This window comes from Variovorax paradoxus (genome assembly GCF_009498455.1).
In the GTDB taxonomy this organism is placed as follows: Bacteria; Pseudomonadota; Gammaproteobacteria; order Burkholderiales; family Burkholderiaceae_C; genus Variovorax; species Variovorax paradoxus_H.
Genome location: NZ_CP045644.1, coordinates 5,468,882 through 5,488,218, shown reverse-complemented (window position 1 = coordinate 5,488,218; position 19,337 = coordinate 5,468,882). Strand labels below are relative to the sequence as shown.

At 67.8% G+C, this 19,337-nt stretch carries 21 protein-coding genes; 19 read left to right on the top strand and 2 right to left on the bottom strand.

Annotation, left to right across the window (positions count from 1 at the left end; all coding sequences use genetic code 11):
- The first annotated feature begins 1 nt into the window (after position 1).
- The 10 genes from GFK26_RS25305 (at position 2) to GFK26_RS25260 (ending at position 10,737) form a co-directional block, all read left to right on the top strand.
- Entirely contained in the window at positions 2–1,063 is a 1,062-nt protein-coding gene (locus tag GFK26_RS25305; protein ID WP_194273954.1) for a TagK domain-containing protein, read from the top strand.
- Complete coding sequence (gene tssG, locus GFK26_RS25300) at positions 1,060–2,217, top strand: type VI secretion system baseplate subunit TssG (RefSeq protein ID WP_153284395.1); 1,158 nt, start codon at positions 1,060–1,062, stop codon at positions 2,215–2,217. Before GFK26_RS25305 ends, tssG begins: the two co-directional genes overlap by 4 nt.
- 23 nt (positions 2,218–2,240) lie before the next feature.
- Positions 2,241–3,284, top strand: a complete 1,044-nt coding sequence (locus GFK26_RS25295; protein ID WP_153284394.1) for an ImpA family type VI secretion system protein — start codon at positions 2,241–2,243, stop codon at positions 3,282–3,284.
- Positions 3,281–3,871: a hypothetical protein gene (locus GFK26_RS25290; RefSeq protein WP_153284393.1), complete on the top strand. Its 591-nt coding sequence runs from the start codon at positions 3,281–3,283 to the stop codon at positions 3,869–3,871. Before GFK26_RS25295 ends, GFK26_RS25290 begins: the two co-directional genes overlap by 4 nt.
- 141 nt (positions 3,872–4,012) lie before the next feature.
- Entirely contained in the window at positions 4,013–4,372 is a 360-nt protein-coding gene (gene clpS, locus GFK26_RS25285; RefSeq protein WP_070060554.1) for an ATP-dependent Clp protease adapter ClpS, read from the top strand.
- Between the two features lie 67 nt (positions 4,373–4,439).
- The gene (gene clpA / locus GFK26_RS25280; protein ID WP_153284392.1) at positions 4,440–6,761 is read left to right on the top strand and encodes an ATP-dependent Clp protease ATP-binding subunit ClpA; all 2,322 of its coding nucleotides are present in this window, start codon (positions 4,440–4,442) and stop codon (positions 6,759–6,761) included.
- Positions 6,762–6,861: 100 nt separating this feature from the next.
- On the top strand, positions 6,862–8,310 hold the full coding sequence (gene cls, locus GFK26_RS25275; RefSeq protein ID WP_153284391.1) for a cardiolipin synthase: 1,449 nt from the start codon (positions 6,862–6,864) through the stop codon (positions 8,308–8,310).
- Complete coding sequence (sbcB, locus tag GFK26_RS25270) at positions 8,311–9,750, top strand: exodeoxyribonuclease I (protein ID WP_153284390.1); 1,440 nt, start codon at positions 8,311–8,313, stop codon at positions 9,748–9,750.
- A 17-nt stretch (positions 9,751–9,767) separates the two neighbouring features.
- On the top strand, positions 9,768–10,199 hold the full coding sequence (locus tag GFK26_RS25265) for a DUF3574 domain-containing protein (RefSeq protein ID WP_153284389.1): 432 nt from the start codon (positions 9,768–9,770) through the stop codon (positions 10,197–10,199).
- Positions 10,200–10,221: 22 nt separating this feature from the next.
- Positions 10,222–10,737 (top strand): GNAT family N-acetyltransferase, encoded by a 516-nt coding sequence (locus GFK26_RS25260; protein WP_265590113.1) that lies wholly within the window; start codon positions 10,222–10,224, stop codon positions 10,735–10,737.
- Here GFK26_RS25260 and GFK26_RS25255 read toward each other — a convergent pair.
- Entirely contained in the window at positions 10,734–11,243 is a 510-nt protein-coding gene (locus GFK26_RS25255) for a GNAT family N-acetyltransferase (RefSeq protein WP_153284388.1), read from the bottom strand. The two genes, GFK26_RS25260 and GFK26_RS25255, sit on opposite strands and share 4 nt — an antisense overlap.
- Positions 11,244–11,253: 10 nt before the next feature.
- Positions 11,254–12,327, bottom strand: a complete 1,074-nt coding sequence (locus GFK26_RS25250) for a DUF72 domain-containing protein (protein WP_153284387.1) — start codon at positions 12,325–12,327, stop codon at positions 11,254–11,256.
- Between the two features lie 61 nt (positions 12,328–12,388).
- Between GFK26_RS25250 and GFK26_RS25245 the strand changes: the two genes are divergently transcribed.
- The 9 genes from GFK26_RS25245 (at position 12,389) to GFK26_RS25205 (ending at position 19,282) form a co-directional block, all read left to right on the top strand.
- On the top strand, positions 12,389–13,867 hold the full coding sequence (locus GFK26_RS25245) for an ATP-binding protein (RefSeq protein ID WP_153284386.1): 1,479 nt from the start codon (positions 12,389–12,391) through the stop codon (positions 13,865–13,867).
- A complete protein-coding gene (locus GFK26_RS25240; RefSeq protein ID WP_153284385.1) occupies positions 13,864–14,523 on the top strand; it encodes a response regulator transcription factor in 660 nt (219 codons plus the stop codon). The genes GFK26_RS25245 and GFK26_RS25240 overlap by 4 nt, the downstream gene beginning before the upstream one ends.
- A gap of 116 nt (positions 14,524–14,639) precedes the next feature.
- On the top strand, positions 14,640–15,140 hold the full coding sequence (locus GFK26_RS25235; protein WP_099796854.1) for a GlcG/HbpS family heme-binding protein: 501 nt from the start codon (positions 14,640–14,642) through the stop codon (positions 15,138–15,140).
- On the top strand, positions 15,140–15,838 hold the full coding sequence (locus GFK26_RS25230; RefSeq protein WP_153284384.1) for an ankyrin repeat domain-containing protein: 699 nt from the start codon (positions 15,140–15,142) through the stop codon (positions 15,836–15,838). Before GFK26_RS25235 ends, GFK26_RS25230 begins: the two co-directional genes overlap by 1 nt.
- A gap of 64 nt (positions 15,839–15,902) precedes the next feature.
- Entirely contained in the window at positions 15,903–16,538 is a 636-nt protein-coding gene (locus GFK26_RS25225) for an FMN-binding negative transcriptional regulator (protein WP_153284383.1), read from the top strand.
- Between the two features lie 7 nt (positions 16,539–16,545).
- Positions 16,546–16,746 (top strand): hypothetical protein, encoded by a 201-nt coding sequence (locus GFK26_RS25220; RefSeq protein WP_373696558.1) that lies wholly within the window; start codon positions 16,546–16,548, stop codon positions 16,744–16,746.
- The gene (gene tadA, locus GFK26_RS25215) at positions 16,736–17,851 is read left to right on the top strand and encodes a tRNA adenosine(34) deaminase TadA (protein WP_153284381.1); all 1,116 of its coding nucleotides are present in this window, start codon (positions 16,736–16,738) and stop codon (positions 17,849–17,851) included. The genes GFK26_RS25220 and tadA overlap by 11 nt, the downstream gene beginning before the upstream one ends.
- Entirely contained in the window at positions 17,848–18,825 is a 978-nt protein-coding gene (locus GFK26_RS25210; protein ID WP_153284380.1) for an LD-carboxypeptidase, read from the top strand. Before tadA ends, GFK26_RS25210 begins: the two co-directional genes overlap by 4 nt.
- A complete protein-coding gene (locus tag GFK26_RS25205) occupies positions 18,770–19,282 on the top strand; it encodes a hypothetical protein (RefSeq protein ID WP_153284379.1) in 513 nt (170 codons plus the stop codon). The genes GFK26_RS25210 and GFK26_RS25205 overlap by 56 nt, the downstream gene beginning before the upstream one ends.
- Positions 19,283–19,337: the final 55 nt, after the last annotated feature.

Below are 19,337 nucleotides of genomic sequence, written 5' to 3'. Positions count from 1 at the left end.
CTTGAAGCTCACGCACGGCAACGGCGAAGCGCGCAGCGGGGCGCTGTCGATTCCGCCGTCCGGCGCCGGCATGGCCGATGCGCTCCAGCTGTGTGGAGAGCGCCAGAGCGAAGCGCAATGGCGTGCGGCCAATCTGTGCCGCATTGCATGGAGCGACAGTGCGGGAGAGTGGCGCCTGACGAACAGCAGCCAGACATTGATGTGCGTGCGCGAAGGCGAACGCGTGCTCGCGGGAGCAAGCGTGCCGATCACGCCAGGGGACACCCTGGAGCTCGGCTTGCTGCGTTTCATCGTGGAGCAAGACCTCCCGGCGGACCCGACGTGGCCGCGTGTGCCGACTCCGGAGCGGCGCTGGGTTGCCGATGTCGAGCCGCGTGGCCTGTCGCCCACGCCAGCAGTCGAGGCATCGCCTTTCGATCTGCGTGCACTGGCTTTCGACGACCGTTCCGCAGGAGATGGCAGCGCGCAGGAGTCGCACGTGGATGTGCTGGTGAACCCTTTCGGCATCCTCGATATCGCGGGCGCGCAGCCTTCGCCGGTTGCCGACGTCCTGGCGGGGCTGCTCGGTGAGGCGCCTGTGGCTGTGCAAGCACGGCCCGCTGCGCGATTGGCGAGTCCGCCGACCCGTGGCGATGGCCGACCGGCAAGTCTGCTTGAGGAGTTGCACGAGGAGTTCGTTCGCGTGGTGCGCGACCCTGCGCAACTCGCCGGGCGTGTCGACTGGGAGGGGTTGCTGGCGTCCGGGAACGAAGCCGCCCCCACGCTGGACGAGTTGCGCAAGCAGGCCGAACCGTATCCCTTGCTGCGTGACATCCTGCTGCCGCGCGAGGGCATCGACCGGATCATCGAGGACTTCGAGCCCCTCATGAGGTCCGGATTGCTTGATCCGGAGGTACCCGAGGACGTGCTGGGCCTGTTCGCTCCCGAACTGGCGCGCGACAGCCGTGCACCGTTGCCCAGCCTGACACGGCAAGAGCACCACGACCTGTCGCCCGACAGCCATATCCGGTTGGGAACTGCGCAGCAACGGGACGCCGGCAGCGAAGGCGAGGAGAGGTCATGACGAAAGCCCGCGAGGCCGATCCCGGTGGACCACTTCACGAGATGCTTGGACGGCTGCGTCGCACGCCCTGGAAGTTTGGCTTCCTGTCGCTGTTGAGGCGCTTGGGTGCATCCCATCTGCAGCATCCCTCCGTTGGATTGGCCCGACGCCCTCAGCAGGAGTCGTTCCGGCTGGGGCAGGCGGCGGCCTTGACTTTCGCGCCGCGTGAAATCGCCAGCGTGGTGCTGCCCGGCGAGTCGGAGCGCCGGATGTTGGGGGCTTCTCCGACGCGGTCCGGGAACAATCCGGCGCTCCCGGTCGTGCGCCTGTACAGCCTCGGCCTTCTCGGGCCCAACGGCCCGCTGCCGCTGCATTTCACCGAACTGGTTCGGGACCGCACCGAAAACCACAACGACAGCACCCTGGCGGACTTCCTCGACCTGTTTCATCACCGCTACCTGACGCACATGTACCGGGCATGGGCGCAAGGGCAGGCCGCCGCCGGGCTCGACCGGCCGGAGGACGAGGCGTTCAGCCGCTACATCGCACGCCTGACAGGCCACGACCCGCTGGAGATCCGTGATTCGGTGCTGCCGTCGCATGCCCGGCTGGCGGCCTCGACCCATCTGGCCCGCGAAGCTCGCAATCCCGATGGGCTGGCGGCCACCCTCGCGCAATTCTTCGCCGTGCCCGTCCAACTGGATGAGTTCGTGCGCCACTGGATCCGGATCGATCCCGAGGACCAGAGCCATCTGGGGCTCGCGCGCAGCTCCAGCATCATGGGCCTCGGAGCCATTGCGGGGGAGGTCGTGGCCGATCGGCAGAACAAGTTCCGGCTGGTGCTCGGCCCGTTGAGCCTGGCGCAGTACCTGCGTTTCACGCCGCAGGGGCAAGACCTGGCGCTGCTCGTCGAATGGGTCCGTGGCTTTGTCGGCTACGAATTCGTCTGGGAGGTGGAGCTGCGCGTGCGCAACGACAGCACGCCGCCTGCGCGGCTCGAGGACACCGAAAAGCTCGGGTGGTCCACGTGGCTTGGCGGTTCCGGGGGCGCGGAGGAGGGGCGCCGGGCCGTCGATGCGGCGCGTTCATCCCCAGGCTACACCGTCGGGATGGTGTTCGAGCCCGAGGCCTACATCGGTTCGTGCCATCACGGCAACGCGACCGTGGCACGTTGATTTTTTCCCTGTGAGAACCTGCCATGACCGCTCCCATTCACACTGACGCCGAGCCAACCGTCTATGCCATGCCTGCCCGCATCGAGGCCGACAACCGGCTGTCGCCCTTCAGTGCCGCAGCCCCCTGCGGCCCGAGCCTGGAATACGACGCGGAATACGCCGTCTTGCTGGCACGCATGGCCCCGCGCGGCGATGCCCAGTACGGGCAGTTCGTTGGAGCGCCCGATGCGCCCAACTGGGCCGAGATCGAACGGGACTGCCGTCGACTGTTGCTGCGGACCCGGGATATCAATCTCTTTGTCTGGCTGTGTCGCGCGCGCACCCGGTTGGCGCAGGCGCCAGGGCTTGCGCAGTCGTTGGTGCTGCTGGTCGAGGCGCTCAAGACGTGGCCTGACGCGGTGCACCCTCAGTTGATGATCGAAGGCGAACGCGATCCGGCTGTGCGTGCCAATGCGCTTGCAGCGTTGGCCGATCCGGAAGGTCTGTTGAGCGACATACGAGAAGTCGTCGTCGCGGCCAATGCCGCGCGGCACTTGACGGTGCGCGAAGTCGAGCGCGCGTTTGCAATGCCCCGGTCGCCGGACGCCGCCAGTCCCGAGAGCATGACGCAGCAATTGGCAGACCTGGCGGTTGCCGCTTCGGGCGGTGACCAGGCGCCGCTACGCCTTCTGGCGCAAGCGGGCGAGGCCGCTGCGCAGATCGTCGCGTGGGCCACGCAGCACCTGGGACAGGACGCGCCGCCACTGCACACGCTGGTGCGGTTGCTGGCCCCGTTCCAGCGAACCGGGTCATCGGTGTCACCTGATGTGGTCGCAACAATGCCTGGCCCGCTGCCGCCGTGGCCGGCCACTCCGCCAGTCGGCGAAGGGTTGGTGGCACGCGACGACATCCTGCGCGACATTCGCAAAGCCCGTCGATGGTTCGAAAGCCATGAGCCGAGCAGCCCTGTCGCCGTGCTGCTCAAGCAGGCCGAACGCATGACCGGTCTGCGGTTCTCACAGGTGGCCGATGCCATCCCGCTCGATCTGTTGCGCAAATGGGATGCCGACGAGGAGGTCTCGCTGTGACGCTGATCCAGGCCAATTTCCTTGTCGTCTGCTTTTCGGTCGGTGCTGTGGGCGCCTTGCTGGGGCTCTGGGCGTTTTCACACAGGCTCGGCAGGCAACTCGACGCGCAGCGCCGTGCCTTGGATTCGGAGCGCGAACAGACGCGGCAGGCAATCTGCGCCGAGTTGGCGCTGCTCGGACAGCAACAGACCGCGCACCAGGAAGCGCAGCGCCTCGCGCTGGCGCACTGGCAATCTGAGCAAGACGCGCGGCGGCGGGCTGAATGGCAGGCGTTGTGGCCAGCGCCCCCCTCCTTGCCGGCCAGACGAGCAGGGCTGATTGCCCCGCCCGTTGCACCGTTCCCAGCACAGCGGACGCGATCGTCGCCACCCACACCCGCCTTGCACGAGGATTCAGAACCGCAGAAGTCGCCGGTCCCGCTCGTGCTGCCCCCTGTCTCTCACTGGGAGGCAGAGACAGAGACGGCACCCGAGCGCGAACTCTCCGACGAAGAAATCGACGCCTTGCCGCCCGATTTACCGATCCCGACCCGGGTACCGGGTCGGAAATTGCCGGCGCCCAAGGGCCCCGTTCTGCGCAATCTGTAAAAAAAGACCGGCAATCTGCCGGTTTTTTTACGTCTGTCTTCGTGCTGTCGTACACGACGCATGCCCCTTGATTTGTCGAATAGGCGTCACCAAGTCTGTTGGCGTCGGCACGGTGCTTGCACGCTCTATAGAATCTTTTTCATGGCAACGAGAATTCCCAAAACTCCCAACACCCCACCGGCGCAGAAACCGGCGGGCGACGACGGAGATTCGGTCGTTCTGGAGCGCCGCCCGCAAAAAACGGCACCGCCCCAGATGTACCAGGTCGTCATGCTGAACGACGACTACACACCAATGGAGTTCGTGATCGTCGTCCTGCAGGAATATTTCAGCAAGGACCGGGAAACGGCGACCCAGATCATGCTCAAGATCCACCTCGATGGCCGCGGTGTTTGTGGGGTCTATTCCCGCGACATGGCGGCCACCAAGGTCAATCAGGTGATGGAGGCCGCGCAGCAGGCTGGGCACCCGCTGCAATGTGTCAGCGAACCGGTCGCGTGAACCAGTTGAATTGCACGCGCTCCAACCCATCTGAGAACTTATTTACAGCAAGGCAAAAGGAAATCACATGATTGCCCAGGAACTGGAAGTCAGCTTGCACATGGCCTTCGTCGAGGCCCGGCAGCAACGCCACGAGTTCATCACCGTGGAACATCTGCTGCTCGCTTTGCTGGACAACCCGAGCGCCGCGGAAGTTCTGCGTGCCTGCTCGGCCAACGTCGACGACCTGCGGGCGTCGCTCACCAACTTCATCAAGGACAACACGCCGCAGGTGGCGGGCTCCGACGATGTCGACACCCAGCCGACCCTGGGTTTCCAGCGCGTGATCCAGCGCGCCATCATGCATGTGCAGTCCACCGGCAACGGCAAGAAGGAAGTCACCGGCGCCAACGTGCTGGTCGCGATCTTCGGCGAGAAGGACTCGCACGCCGTGTACTACCTGCACCAGCAGGGCGTCACCCGCCTGGACGTGGTCAATTTCATTGCCCACGGCATCAAGAAGAGCGATCCGCCGGAAGCCGTCAAGGGCAGCGGCGAAGCGCCCCAGGGCGAAGGTGAAGAGGGCGGTGGCGAACGCAACGAGAAGGCCTCGCCGCTCGAGCAGTTCACCCAGAACCTCAACCAGCTCGCCAAGGACGGCAAGATCGATCCGCTGATCGGCCGTGAGTACGAGGTCGAGCGCGTCATCCAGATCCTGTGCCGCCGGCGCAAGAACAATCCGCTGCTCGTGGGCGAGGCCGGCGTGGGCAAGACCGCGATTGCGGAAGGCCTGGCATGGCGCATCACCCAGGGCGACGTGCCCGAGATCCTCGCCGAGGCGCAGGTCTACTCGCTCGACATGGGCGCGCTGCTGGCCGGCACGAAGTACCGCGGTGACTTCGAACAGCGCCTGAAGGGCGTGCTCAAGTCGCTCAAGGACAAGCCGAACGCCATCCTGTTCATCGACGAAATCCACACCCTGATCGGTGCGGGCGCCGCCTCGGGCGGCACGCTCGATGCGTCGAACCTGCTCAAGCCGGCGCTCTCCAGCGGCCAGCTCAAGTGCATCGGCGCCACCACCTTCACGGAATACCGCGGCATCTTCGAGAAAGACGCGGCCCTGTCGCGTCGTTTCCAGAAGGTCGACGTGGTCGAGCCGTCGGTGCAGGAAACCGTCGACATCCTCAAGGGCCTGAAGTCGCGCTTCGAGGAACACCATGGCGTGAAGTACGCCGTGGCGGCGCTGCAGGCCGCGGCCGAGCTCAGCGCCAAGTACATCAATGACCGTCATCTGCCCGACAAGGCGATCGACGTCATCGACGAGGCCGGCGCCGCCCAGCGCATCCTGCCGCCGAGCAAGCGCAAGAAGACCATCAGCAAGACCGAGGTCGAGGAAATCGTCGCAAAGATCGCGCGCATTCCCCCGGCCAACGTCAGCAACGACGACCGCAGCAAGCTGCAGACGATCGAGCGCGACCTCAAGAGCGTGGTGTTCGGCCAGGACAAGGCACTCGAAGTGCTGGCCTCCGCGGTCAAGATGGCACGTTCGGGCCTGGGCAAGGGCGACAAGCCGATCGGCTCGTTCCTGTTCTCGGGTCCCACGGGCGTCGGCAAGACCGAAGCGGCGAAGCAGCTGGCTTACATCATGGGCATCGAGCTGATCCGTTTCGACATGTCGGAGTACATGGAGCGTCACGCGGTGAGCCGCCTGATCGGCGCGCCTCCGGGCTACGTCGGTTTCGACCAGGGCGGTCTGCTGACCGAGGCTGTCACTAAGAAGCCGCACGCGGTGCTGCTGCTCGACGAAATCGAGAAGGCGCACCCGGACATCTTCAACGTACTGCTGCAGGTCATGGACCATGGCACGCTGACCGACAACAACGGGCGCAAGGCCGACTTCCGCAACGTCATCATCATCATGACGACGAACGCGGGTGCCGAGACCATGAACAAGGCGACCATCGGCTTCACGAACGCGCGGCAGGCCGGCGACGAAATGGGCGACATCAAGCGCCTGTTCACGCCTGAATTCCGCAACCGTCTGGATGCCATCGTCAACTTCAAGGCGCTCGACGAAAACGTCATCCTGCGCGTGGTCGACAAGTTCCTGCTGCAACTGGAAACCCAGCTCAGCGAGAAGAAGGTCGAGGTCACCTTCACCGACAAGCTGCGAAAGCACCTGGCGAAGAAGGGCTTCGATCCGCTGATGGGCGCACGTCCGATGCAGCGCCTGATCCAGGACACGATCCGTCGTGCGCTGGCCGACGAGCTGCTGTTCGGTCGCCTGACCGACGGCGGTCGCCTCGAAGTCGACCTCGACGAGAAGGACGAAGTGCTGCTCGACATCCAGCCGATCCCGAAGAAGGAAGGCAAGTCGAAGCCCGAAGCAGAGGAAGCAGCAACAGGCTGATTCCGCCTCTTCGAGGAACCCCGTCAAAGGCCGGTAGCATTCGCTGCCGGCCTTTTTCTTTGGGCAGGCCCCAAACACTTCGCCTTCATCCGCTTTCGCCTTGATCCTTCCCGAACTCAGCCACGAATGGAAAACCGGCCTCTCCTTGGCGTGGAGCGGCTACATCGCCGTGCTGTCGGTCTGGATCGTGATGCAGAAGCGCGCGCCGGTGTCCACCATGAGCTGGATCCTGTCGCTGGCGCTGCTGCCGTTCGCGGGCTTCATCGTCTATTACTTCCTGGGACCGCAGCGGCTGCGCAAGCAGCGGGTCAAGCGGTTGCGCAGCCGGGCGAGCGCGCATGCGCAGGCCGACCTCGCGCGGTTGCGGGACGCGTCGCAGCATGCGCCGCCGGCGCTGCAGCAGATGGCGCGGCTGGGCACCGCCGCCTGCGGGTTGCCGGTGTCGAGCGCCACGAACGTCGAGTTGCTGTCGGGCGGCGCGCGCACCTTCGACGCCATCTTCGAGGCTGTGCGCGCGGCGCGTGACCACATCCACCTCGAGTACTACATCTTCGAGCCCGACCGCATCGGCACCGCGCTGCGCGATCTGCTGATCGAACGCGCGCAGGCCGGCGTGACGGTGCGTCTTCTGATCGACGCGCTCGGCTCCAAGCGCATCGGCCGCAAGTTCATGGCGCCGATGCTGGCGGCGGGCGTGCAGGTGGCACTGTTCCACGACACCAAGATCGGCCGGCGCCTGCGCCCCGTGACCAACTACCGCACCCACCGCAAGATCGTGGTGTGCGACGGCCGCGTCGGCTTCACCGGCGGCGTGAACATCACCGACGAGGAAGACAAGCGCACGTACCCGGAAGACGCTTACCACGACGTGCACCTGCGCGTCGAAGGCAGCGTGGTGCGCTGGCTGCAGACCACCTTCCTCGAAGACTGGACCTACGCCACCGGCGATGACGTGCGTCGCCTCGACGACACCATGGACCTGCTGCTGCCGCGCGTGGATGCGGGCGACATTCCGGTGCAGATCGTCACGAGCGGGCCCGACAACGCGCTCGAGGCCATCCACCGCATGCACGTCGAGGCGATCCACTCGGCCACGCAGCGTGCCTGGCTCACCACGCCGTACTTCGTGCCGGGCGAGCCCGCGCTGATGGCGCTGACCAGCGCAGCGTTGCGCGGCGTCGACGTGCGACTGCTCGTGCCGCGCCGCAGCGACTCGGCCATCGTGAGCGCTGCGGCGCGTTCGTACTTCGATGAGCTGATGACGGCGGGCGTCAAGGTCTGGGAGTACAAGGCGCGCATGCTGCACTCCAAGACGCTGGTGGTCGACGACCATTGCGCGATGATCGGCACCGCCAATTTCGACAACCGCAGCTTCCGGCTCAACTTCGAGGTCTGTGCCGTGGTCTACGGACCCGCGCTGACCCAGCCGCTGGCGGCGCAATTCGAAACCGATCTGCACAGTTCCGGCGCCGTGCGCGCCCACCGGCCGCAGAGTTTCTGGCGCCGCCTCGGCGACGCCATCGCGCGACTGTTTTCTCCCTTGCTCTGAATGAACCACACCTTTCTCTGGCACGACTACGAAACCTTTGGCGCCGTGCCGCGCCGCGACCGTCCCTCGCAGTTCGCCGCCATCCGCACCGATGCCGAACTCAACGAGGTCGGTGAGCCGTTGATGATCTACTGCAAGCCCGCGCCGGACTACCTGCCCAGCCCCGAGGCCTGCCTGATCACCGGTATCACGCCGCAGATCTGCCTGGAGCGCGGCATTCCCGAGCACGAGTTCGCCGCGCAGATCGAGCAAGCCTTCTCGCAGCCCGGCACCGTCGGCGTGGGCTACAACACGATCCGCTTCGACGACGAGGTCACGCGCTTCCTGTTCTGGCGTAACCTCATCGACCCGTACGCGCGCGAATGGCAGAACGACTGCGGGCGCTGGGACCTGCTCGACGTGGTACGCCTCACCTACGCGCTGCGCCCCGACGGCATCGAGTGGCCGAAAAAAGAAGACGGCAAGCCCAGCTTCAAGCTCGAAGACCTGGCGCGCGCCAACGGCCTGTTGCACGAGTCGGCGCACGATGCGCTGTCCGACGTGCGCGCCACCATCGCGCTGGCCCGGCTCATCCGCGACAAGCAGCCCAAGCTGTTCGACTTCGCCTTCAGCCTGCACAAGAAGGACCGCGTGGCGATCGAACTCAGCCTCCCTGCCATGCGCGAAACCGCCAAGCCTTTCCTCCACGTGTCGGGCATGTTCCCGGTCGAGCGCGGCTGCCTGGCCGTGATGTGGCCGCTGGCCAGCCATCCGACCAACAAGAACGAGCTGCTGGCCTGGGACCTGTCGCAAGACCCGAGCGAGCTGCGCGACCTCGACGCCGAAACGCTGCGCCTGCGCCTGTTCACGCGCACCGCCGACCTGCCCGAGGGCCTGACGCGGCTGCCGATGAAGAGCGTGCACCTGAACAAGTCGCCGATGGTGGTCGGCAACCTGCGCACGCTGGCACCGGCCATGGCCGAGCGCTGGGGCGTCGACATGGACACCGCCATGCGCCACGCCGCCATCGCGCGCGACCTGCCCGACATGAGCGCCATCTGGTCGCAGGTTTTTTCGCGCCCGAAGGAGGCGACGCCCGATGTCGATGAAGACCTCTACGGCGGCTTCGTCGGGAACGGCGACCGCCGGCGGCTGAACCAGCTGCGCGGACTGTCGCCCGAAGGGCTCGCGAAGGAGCGCGTGGCCTTCGACGACGGGCGGCTCGACGAAATCCTCTTTCGCTACCGGGCGCGCAACTGGCCCGAATCATTGAACGAGGAAGAAACCGAGCGCTGGGAAGCGCTGCGCGTGGCGCGCCTGTTCAAGGGCGAGGGCGGGGCGCGCACGATCGAGGCGCTGTTCAGCGAGGTCGATGCGTTGTCCGAGAACGCCGACGAGCGCGGGGAGGAAATCCTCGGCGCGCTGTACGAGTACGCCGAGATGATCGCGCCCGAGGCCTGAAAGACCGAGGTGCCGGCATGAACATCGCCCGCCACAGACTGTCTCGCGCAGGCGTGGCGGGGGCGTTGTTCGCTGCGGTGCTCGCAGGCTGCGCCACGCGCCAGCCCGGCAACTGCGCCACGGGCTTCGAAGCCTTCGAGCGCGACACCCTCTATTTCGGCCGCGCCATCCCCACGGGCGGTCAGGTGTCCGACACCGACTGGGCCGGCTTTCTCGACACCCGCGTGACCCCGGCGTTTCCGCAAGGCTTCACCGTGATCGACGCCGCCGGTCAATGGCGGGCTGCGTCGGGGCAGGTGGTGCGCGAACCTTCGAAGCTGGTCGTGCTGCTGCACCCGCGCGACACGAAGACTGACGCGGCCATCGCCACGTTGATCGACACCTACCGCCAGCGCTTTGCGCAAGAGGCGGTGTTGCAGGAAAGGCAGTCCGTCTGTGCCCGTTTCTGAAGTCGTTCCCACAGTTCGCCGGTTGGTCCCCGCCGACGCGCCGGCCTACCGCGCGCTGATGCTCGACGCCTACGCGCGGCACCCCGAGGCGTTCACTTCCACGGTCGAGGAGCGCGCCAGCCTGCCGCCGGCCTGGTGGGAGACGCGCCTGCGCACGGACGCCGACGCGGCCGAGGTGGTGTACGGCGCCTTCGATGCCGAGGGCGCGCTCATCGGCGCGGCGGGCCTCGGTCGCGAATCGCGGCAGCGCACACGCCACAAGGCCAGCTTGTTCGGCATGGCCGTGGCACCGACGGCGCGGCGCGTCGGCGCCGGACGGCAACTGGTGCTCGCCTTGCTCGCGCATGCGCGCACGCTCGACGGCGTGCGCGTGGTGCAGCTGACCGTGACCGAAGGCAATCGCCCGGCGCAGGCGCTGTACGAGCGCTGCGGTTTCGAGGTCTTCGGCGTCGAGCCGATGGCCAACCTTCTGAATGGTGCGTTCTTGTCGAAGCTCCACATGTGGTGCGACCTCGACACTGCACCGCCTGCGATTTAAGCGTCTCGCTCGCGCACCATCAGCAGCGCGGGTCCGTCGGGCGTGACCACTTCGCCCAACGCGCGGAAGCCGGCCTTGGCGTAGCTGCGGATCGCGCGTGCGTTGCGTGGTGACGGATCGGTCTGGATGCGCGTCACGGCCGGGTCGGCGAACAACTGGTCCGCGAAGGCTCGAACCATCGCGCTGCCGAGGCCGCGATTCAATTGGTCCGCCTGCGCGAGGAACTGGTCGATGCCGCGCGCGCCCGGGTCGCGTTCGTCTTCCCACCAACCATCGCCCGAACCCATCACCACGTAAGACTGGATGAACCCCAGCGGCTGCCCATCAAGCAGCGCGATGTAGCCGCGCTCGGGCGAGTCGGGCGCCAGCATCGGCGTGAAGTCGGCCTCGACCTCGTCGAGCGTGGGCACGGGCGTCCACCACTCGGCCACGTGCGGGCGGCACAGCCAGTCGTGGAGCATCGCGAAATCGGTGGCGTGTAGCGGTCGGAACGAAATCGAATGCATGGCGGGAGTCCTATCGGCAAAGCCGGTCGGCAATGTCCTGCGCCAGCGACGCGATGGTCAGCGGCGCGCAGCCTTCGGCGTTGTTGCTCACGGTGACGAAGGCGTTCTGCCCGGCGCCCGTGGTGCCGGCGATCACCTTGGCCAAGGCTGCGCGCGTTTCGGGGTCGGGGTCGAGCACCTTGTCGAAAGGGCCGTAGAGCTTCTCGGCGTCTTCGTAGCCGAAGCGGCCGTGGCGGCGGTGCAGGTTCCAGCGGCACACGAGCGGTCCGGGCCACAGCGCGCGCAGCATCGGCAACTGGTCTTCGATGGGCGGCATCTTCGCGTGCAGCCCCATGCAGAAGGTCGCGCCCACGCTGCGCAGCATGTCGGCGAAGGCAGGGCACAGCAGCTGCGGGTCGCGCACCTCGACGGCGAGCACGGCGTCGGGCGCAGTCGGCTTCAGGTCGGGCATCGCCGCCAGCACCGCGCCGATGCGGGCGATCAGCGCGGGCTGGTCGGCCAGCAGGTGCGCGGGAATCGGGCTCAGCTGGAACACCAGCGCGCCGATGCGATGGCCCAGTCCGTCGAGCGCCGGCTGCACGAACTCCTGCAGCGCGATCTCGTGGCTCAGGAACACCGGGTTGGCCTGCGTGCCGCGGCCGCTTTCGTCGCGCACGGTGGCGTCCGTGACGAGGCTCGGGGCCTTCACGACGAAGCGGAAATCGTCCGGCACCATGGCCGCGTAGCGCGCGTACTGGCTGGCGGTGAGGGCGCGGTAGAAGTTGCGGTCCAGGCTCACGGTGCGAAGCAGCGGGTGCTGCGCGAGCGCCGACAGGCCGTTCTTCGAGAGCACGGCTTCGGCGTAGTCGCCATCCCAGACCAGGCCGGCCCAGCCGGGGTAGCTCCACGACGAAGTGCCCAGGCGCAGTTGCGGCGGCAACTCGGCGGCGAGGGCGACCAGTGACGCGTCGGGTGCCACGGGCTTCACGGTCGCGCCGCGCGATTTCTTCGGCGAAGGCGCCGGCGCCTCGGCCGCTTCGTTCACCTGGGTCGGGCGCGGAAGTTCGGGGAGATCGGAAAAGAGGGAGTCCTGCACGTCAGCCATGTTTGGGTCGGCATTTTCGGCCAAGCGGGGAGGCCTGTCGGCGCCGGGCACAATCCGCGCCATGACACAGTGGTTGCGTACGCGGGGTGGTTGGTGGCTGGCGTGGGGGGTGCTCACGGCCGCCGGGGCCGTGTGGTTCGCGCGCGCCGAGCTGACGCAGCTCCAGCAGGATTTCGAGACCGATGCGCGCATCGCGCACAGGCTCATGAGCCAGCAAGTGGTGCAGTACGACGCCGTGCTGGCCACGCTCGCGCTGCTCGAGCCCAACGCCGGCGCCGACTACCCGGAGCGGCGCCTGCCGTCGGTGTACTCGTCGATCCTGCGCGTGCAGCGGCGCGCGGCCGACGAGCCCTGGCCCGATGCCGAACACGCCGACGCGCTGGCCGCCGCAGAGGCCCGCTCGCGCGCCGAGCGCCGCGCCGACCTGGCCGTGCTCGACCTGCCGCATGGCCGCTACCAGCTCGTGATCGGCTCCGAGCCGCTCAGCTACGCGCTCGAGATCGACCTCGTCGGCTCGGTGCCCTGGCGCGACTGGCCGATGAACCCGCAGCGCAGCCCCGTGCGCCTGATCCTGCAACGCGACGGCCAGCAACTGGTGCTGCAACCCGGCCAATCGGCCGAACATGGCTGGCGCTACAGCCTGAGCAAGGCGCTCGCGTCGCCGAGCCAGCCCTTCGAATTGGTGGCCGAGCGCCAGGTCGGCTGGGCCGAGCTGCCGTGGCGCGCCATTGGCGGCTGGGCCGTGGCGGTGGCGCTGTTGCTGGCCGGCCTCTGGGCCGCGCAGCGCCAGCGCATCGCTCGGCGCCGCGCCGAAGAGCTGCTGCGCCTGGGCCAGGTCGCACGGCTCAATGCGCTGGGCGAGCTGTCGGCCGGCTTGGCGCACGAACTCAACCAGCCACTCACGGCCGTGCTGGCCAACGCGCAGGCCGCGCGCCGCCTGCTCGACGACGACCCGCCCGACCTCCCCACCGCGCGCGACGCGATGGGGCAGGCCGTCGAGCAGGCCCGCCGCGCGGCCGGCGTGGTCGGCCGCCTGCGCCGCGTGATCGAACGCCCCGAGGCCGGTGGCGACGTGAAGCCGCTGGTGCTGCAGGAGGTGGTGCGCAGCGCCATGCACCTGCTGGCGCCCGAGTTCGCACGCCATGGCGTCGCGGCCCAGTTCGACGCCAGCGCGCAGGCGCCCGTGCGCGTGCAGGCCGAGGCCGTGGCGCTGGAGCAGATCGTGCACAACCTGCTGATGAACGCGACGCAGGCGCTCGACCTCGTGCCTGCGGCCGAGCGGCGCCTCGTGGTCTCGGTCGGTCGCAACGGCGAGGAGGGGGTGCTGACCGTCACCGACAACGGCCGCGGCATCGCGCCCGAGGCGCTGCCGCGCCTGTTCGAACCCTTCTTCAGCACGCGCGAAGGCGGCCTGGGCCTCGGCCTGAGCCTGAGCGAAACGCTGGCCAGCGGCATGGGCGGCAGCCTGAGCGCGGCCAACGCCTCGCCGCGCGGCGCGCGCTTCACTTTGCTGCTGCCGCTGGTGGCACCCTCCACATGAACACGTTGACCGCCACCGCCGACCAGCCCCAATCGCCCCTGATCCACCTGATCGACGACGACCAGGCCGTGCGCGACAGCCTCTCGCTGCTGATCGGCACGGTCGGCCTGCGCGTGCAGGGCTGGGCCGATCCGCAGGCCTTCATCGACGGCTTCGACCGCGCGAGCGTCGGCGCCATCGTGCTCGACGTGCGCATGCCCGGCATCAGCGGCCTCACGGTGCTCGACCGGCTGGTGGCGCAGGGCGTTGACCAACCCGTGATCATGCTGACCGGCCACGGCACGGTCGAGATGTGCCGCCGCGCCTTCAAGGCCGGCGCGGCCGAGTTCCTCGAGAAGCCGGTGGACGACGAGCAGCTGCTCGAAGCCCTGCAGCAGGCCGTGCGCCAGCATGTGCGCACGCGCGAGCGCTCGCAGGCCGACAACGCGGCGCGCGAGCGGGTGGCGCAGCTGTCGGAGCGCGAGCGCGAGGTGCTGGCCTTCATCGTGCAAGGGCTCACCAACAAGGAGATCGCGCGCGTGCTGGCGCTGTCGCCGCGCACCGTCGAGACCCACCGCGCGAACCTGTTCGCCAAGCTCGATTGCGATTCGCTCGCGCAGCTGATCCGGCGCTATGCCGTGCTGGCGTCGAGTGCAGGGGAAGAGGGCGCTCCGTAGAACTACGGAGTGCCGGGCGTAGCCGTACGAATGGCCGCGGCGGGCCGTATTTTTTACAGTGACACCGTGGTCGGCACAGGCCGGCACGAACCCTCTCATCACTGGAGAAAAAACACATGCAATCGATCATCCGCGTGGGCGGCCTCGCCGTTCTGCTCGCTGCTTCCGTCGCCCAGGCCCAGACGCCGGCCCCCGCTGTTCGCACCGAGAAGAACATCTCGCTTGCGCTGGCCAACCAGATTGCCGCAGAAACCGTGGCCGCTTGCGCCGCCAACGGCTACAACGTCGCCGCGACCGTGGTCGACCGCGCCGGCCTCGTGCGCGCCGTTCAGCGTGCCGACAATGCCGGCCCGCACACGCTGGCATCGAGCGAACGCAAGGCCTGGACCTCGGCTTCGGCCAAGAGCCCCACGCAAGCCATGATGGAAGGCGCCCAGAAGAACCCCGGCGCCGCCAACCTCGTCTACCTGCCGGGCTTCCTGCTGCTGGGCGGCGGCGTGCCGATCAAGTCGGGCAACGAAGTGATCGGTGCCGTGGGCGTGGGCGGTGCGCCGGGCGGCCACCTCGACGAGCAGTGCGCCAACGCCGCGCTCGAGAAGGTCAAGGGCCAGCTCTGATGACGGCGCGCGGTCTCTGGTCGGCGGTGCTCGCCGCCGCAATCGGCTGGAGCGCCGCGCCCGGTGCGGCGGCCCAGGTGCCGCCGCTGGCTGCCGAAGTGCTGGCCTACGAAGGCCTGCATCGCGCGGCCTGGCACGGCGATCTGCCGAAGCTCAAGAGCCTGATCGCCTCCGGCGCCAGCCTCGATGTGCGTGACGCACGCGGCCGCACGCCGCTGCAGGTCGCCACCTATGCGCGCCAGCGCGACGCCGTGAAGCTGCTCGCCAAGGCGGGCGCGAACCTCGACCTGTTCGAAGACGATCGCTACGACGCCGTGACCATCGCGTCCGTGGCCGACGACGTGACCACGCTCACGCTGTTGCTGCAACTGGGCGCCAAGCCCGGACAGACCACCAGCCGCTACGACGGCACCGCCTTGATTGCCGCCGCGCACCTGGGGCACGACGAGGTCGTGCGCCGGCTGGTCGCAGCGGGTGCGCCGCTGGACCACGTGAACAACCTGCACTGGACGGCGACGATCGAATCGATCGTGCTCGGCGACGGCGGTGCACGCCACCAGCGCACCCTGGCCGCATTGATCGCCGGCGGCGCCAACCTGCAACTGGCCGACCGCCAGGGCCTCACGCCGCTGCAACTGGCGAAGGCGCGCGGCTACAAGGAGATGGTGAAGCAGCTGGAAGCGGCACGCGCCAAGTAGCCTGTCGCATCGGAGTCTGGGGCGACTCGGGGACAATCGGACCTCCCCACGAGGAACCCGCCCCATGTACATGCCTCCGCAGTTCAACGCCAAGGACCCGGCCGTCGCGCTGGGCCTGATGCGCGCGCATCCCTTTGCCAACCTGATCTCGAACGACGACGAGGGCTTGCCCTTCGTCACCCATCTGCCCATCGTGGCCGAGCCGCGCGAGGGCGATGCGCTTGTGTTGCTGGGGCATTGCGCCAAGCCCAATCCGCACTGGCGCTACCTGCAGGCGCGACCGCGCGCAGTCGTGGTCTTCCAGGGCCCCCACGCTTATCTTTCGCCTTCGGTCTATCCCGACCTGGCGCGGGTGCCGACCTGGAACTACCTCGCGGTCCATTGCACCGTCGAAGCCCGGCTCGTCGAGACGCCCGAGGCCAAGGACGTGTTGCTCAAGAAGCTCATCGGCGACCACGAGCCGGCCTACGCCCAGCAATGGAAAGACCTCGGCGAGGAGTTCCAGCGAAAGATGCTGGCCGGCATCATGGGCTTCGAGCTGCACGTGACGGCGCTGCAATGCAAGATCAAGCTCAACCAGCACCGGCCCGAATCGCATGCGGCGATGGGCGAGGTCTACCGCGCCGGTTCTCCGGACGAGCAGGCGCTGGCCGTGTGGATGGAGCGGCTCGGCATGGTCGCCGCAACGGAAGCGCGCTGAGATGCGGATGTTCGGCTTGATCGGCCTCGTGCTGGCGCTGGTCGTCGTCGGCCTGCTGGCGAAGCAGCAGTTGTCGCGTCCCACTGCGGCGACCGCCACGCAACCGGCTGCGGTCGATGCGCGCGCGCAGGCGCAGCAGGTCCAGCAACAGGTCAAGGACGCCCTCGACGCCGCGGCCCAGGCCCGGAAGATGCCCGATGACAACTGAGCCGGTCGCATCACCATCGGACGCGCACTGGATGGCGCTCGCGCTGCAGGAAGCGCAGCGCGCAGCCGATGCGGGCGAGGTGCCGGTGGGCGCGGTGCTGGTGAAGGACGGGCAGGTCATCGCGACCGGCCGGAACACCCCCGTGGCGCAACACGACCCGAGCGCGCACGCCGAGATCAACGCATTGCGTGCCGGCGCCACTGCGCTCGGCAACTACAGGCTCGACGGCTGCGAGCTGTTCGTCACGCTCGAGCCCTGTGCGATGTGCGCGGGTGCGATGCTGCATTCGCGGCTGTCGCGCGTGGTGTTCGGCGCGGCCGATCCCAAGACCGGCGCCGCGGGCTCGGTGCTCGACCTGTTCGCCGAGCCCAAGCTGAACCACCACACGCGCGTGCAGGGCGGCGTGCTGGCCGACGACTGCAGTGCGTTGCTTCAGCGCTTCTTCCAGCAGCGCCGCAGCGCCGCGCGCGCACAGGCCGAGCCGCTGCGTGACGATGCCTTGCGCACGCCCATCGAGCACTTTGCCGCGCTCATCGATTTCGACTTCGCGCCGCATCACGTCCAGGACCTGCCGATCCTGGAGGGCTGGCGTCTGCATTGGGTGGACGAAAGCGGTCCGCCGGGCAGTGATGGCCGCGTGGCTGATGCGCTGTGCCTGCATGGCCCGGGCGAATGGGGCTACTTCTTCCGCCACCTCGTCGGCACGCCCGGCGTGCGCACGCTGGTGCCCGACCTGATCGGCTTCGGCAAGAGCGACAAGCCCAAGCGCGAAGCAACGCATCGGCTCGAATGGCACCGCGACGTGGTGCTGGCGTGGCTCGATCAGATTCATCCCGAACCGCTCGTGCTGGTCCACAGCGAAGCGGGCGGCGAACTGGCAACGCTGCTGCAAGCGGCAGCACCGGGCCGCTTCGTCGCGACGCTCGTCGCCCCCGACGGCGGCGTGCGCGCCAAGGACGCCTGGCGCGCGCCGTTCCCCGACCGCGGCTACGAAGCCGCGCTGCGCGCGCTCGGTCCGCGTGCCGCATCGGGCGGGCCCAGCGCCGCGCAGGCCGCGACCCTGGCCCGGCAGGTCCGGGACGCAATGGGATACTCGACGCCGTGACTTCGCAACATATCTACATCTACTCCCCCTCCAGTGCCATCCGCGACAAAGCCGCCTTCCGGCGCGGCGTGGCCCGGCTCAAGGCCCTCGGCCATGAGGTTGAAATCGACGAAGCCGCGCTCACGGCGCACCAGCGTTTCGCGGGCGACGACGCCACGCGGCTCGCCGCGATCTCGCGCGCAGCCGCGAGCGGCGCCGACGTGGCGCTCATCGCGCGCGGCGGCTACGGCCTCACGCGCATCCTCGAGTCGCTCCCGTACAAGGCGCTGGCCAAGGCGATCGACAAGGGCACCGAGTTCGTCGGCTGCAGCGACTTCACGGCGCTGCAGAACGCACTGCTGGCCAAGAACGGCGCCATCACCTGGTCCGGCCCGGCGGTCGGCGAAGACTTCGGCGCCGAAGGCGGCCCCGACGACATCATGGAAGCCTGCTTCGACGACCTGTTGAGCGGGCAGGGCGAGGGCACCGGCTGGCGCATGCCGGTGCGCGATGCCGAGCTCAAGGTCAAGCCGATCGAAGACGCCGTGCTTTGGGGCGGCAACCTCTGCGTGCTGACCAGCCTGCTGGGCACGCCGTACTTCCCGGTGGTCGACAAGGGCGTGCTCTTCATCGAGGACACCAACGAACACCCGTACCGTGTCGAACGCATGCTCGACCAGCTCAAGCTCGCGGGCGTGCTGGCGCGCCAGAAGGCCGTCGTGTTCGGCCAGTTCACGGGCGTGCGCAACATCGCCGGCTACGACCGCGGTTTCGGCATGAACACGGTGATCGATCGGCTGCGCGCCAGCCTGAAGAAGGTGCAGGTGATTGCCGGCCTGCCGTTCGGACATGTGCAGACCAAGGTGCTGCTGCCGGTGGGTGCGAAGGTGGCGCTGGCCGCCGAAGGGCGCGACGTGTTCCTGGTGTGGGGCCATCGGCATGGCCACCATGACCATGGCGATCACCACGGTCACGACCATCACCACGATCATTGAGCCGCGACGCGGGCGGCTCTCGATGCCGCTCGCTCGCTCAGGCCGCTTACTGGTTCGTGAAACGCTGATGGACGCGCGGGCCCATCGAGCCGGGCAGGCCGCCCTTGAACATGCTGTTGATTTCTTTCATCTGGCGCCGCGCAGCCGATTCGCCGTCGATGGCGCTCAGCGCGACCATCACGTCCTGGCGCAGGTACCAGAGGGTTTCCACATCGACCGCAAAGCGCACGCGTTGACTGACACGCTGAACCGATTGGCCGCCGCGGCCCTGGAGCACCGACAGCATCGCGGTGCGGATGCGGCCGAGCTGACTTTCTCCCGCCTGCCGCGATCCCAGGCCGGGTACGTTCAGAAGTTGAAAAAGGCGGCGAAAGAGCAGCATGTCACGAAAAGCGTATTGCCCGGAACTGGAACGGTCGCTACCTTAAGCCTCAGTTGGCCGAGACACAAGATGTGAAACACCGTTTCTTGTTTGCAAACAACAAGCTTTAGCGGTCTCTTTTGTTGTCATT

Coding starts and splice junctions, on each gene's coding strand:
- tssG (WP_153284395.1), top strand. CDS start 1,060: ATGACGAAAGCCCGCGAGGCCGATCCCGGTGGACCACTTCACGAGATG.
- GFK26_RS25295 (WP_153284394.1), top strand. CDS start 2,241: ATGACCGCTCCCATTCACACTGACGCCGAGCCAACCGTCTATGCCATG.
- clpS (WP_070060554.1), top strand. CDS start 4,013: ATGGCAACGAGAATTCCCAAAACTCCCAACACCCCACCGGCGCAGAAA.
- clpA (WP_153284392.1), top strand. CDS start 4,440: ATGATTGCCCAGGAACTGGAAGTCAGCTTGCACATGGCCTTCGTCGAG.
- sbcB (WP_153284390.1), top strand. CDS start 8,311: ATGAACCACACCTTTCTCTGGCACGACTACGAAACCTTTGGCGCCGTG.
- GFK26_RS25265 (WP_153284389.1), top strand. CDS start 9,768: ATGAACATCGCCCGCCACAGACTGTCTCGCGCAGGCGTGGCGGGGGCG.
- GFK26_RS25255 (WP_153284388.1), bottom strand. CDS start 11,243: ATGCATTCGATTTCGTTCCGACCGCTACACGCCACCGATTTCGCGATG.
- GFK26_RS25250 (WP_153284387.1), bottom strand. CDS start 12,327: ATGGCTGACGTGCAGGACTCCCTCTTTTCCGATCTCCCCGAACTTCCG.
- GFK26_RS25245 (WP_153284386.1), top strand. CDS start 12,389: ATGACACAGTGGTTGCGTACGCGGGGTGGTTGGTGGCTGGCGTGGGGG.
- GFK26_RS25240 (WP_153284385.1), top strand. CDS start 13,864: ATGAACACGTTGACCGCCACCGCCGACCAGCCCCAATCGCCCCTGATC.
- GFK26_RS25235 (WP_099796854.1), top strand. CDS start 14,640: ATGCAATCGATCATCCGCGTGGGCGGCCTCGCCGTTCTGCTCGCTGCT.
- GFK26_RS25230 (WP_153284384.1), top strand. CDS start 15,140: ATGACGGCGCGCGGTCTCTGGTCGGCGGTGCTCGCCGCCGCAATCGGC.
- GFK26_RS25225 (WP_153284383.1), top strand. CDS start 15,903: ATGTACATGCCTCCGCAGTTCAACGCCAAGGACCCGGCCGTCGCGCTG.
- GFK26_RS25220 (WP_373696558.1), top strand. CDS start 16,546: ATGTTCGGCTTGATCGGCCTCGTGCTGGCGCTGGTCGTCGTCGGCCTG.
- tadA (WP_153284381.1), top strand. CDS start 16,736: ATGACAACTGAGCCGGTCGCATCACCATCGGACGCGCACTGGATGGCG.
- GFK26_RS25205 (WP_153284379.1), top strand. CDS start 18,770: ATGGCCACCATGACCATGGCGATCACCACGGTCACGACCATCACCACG.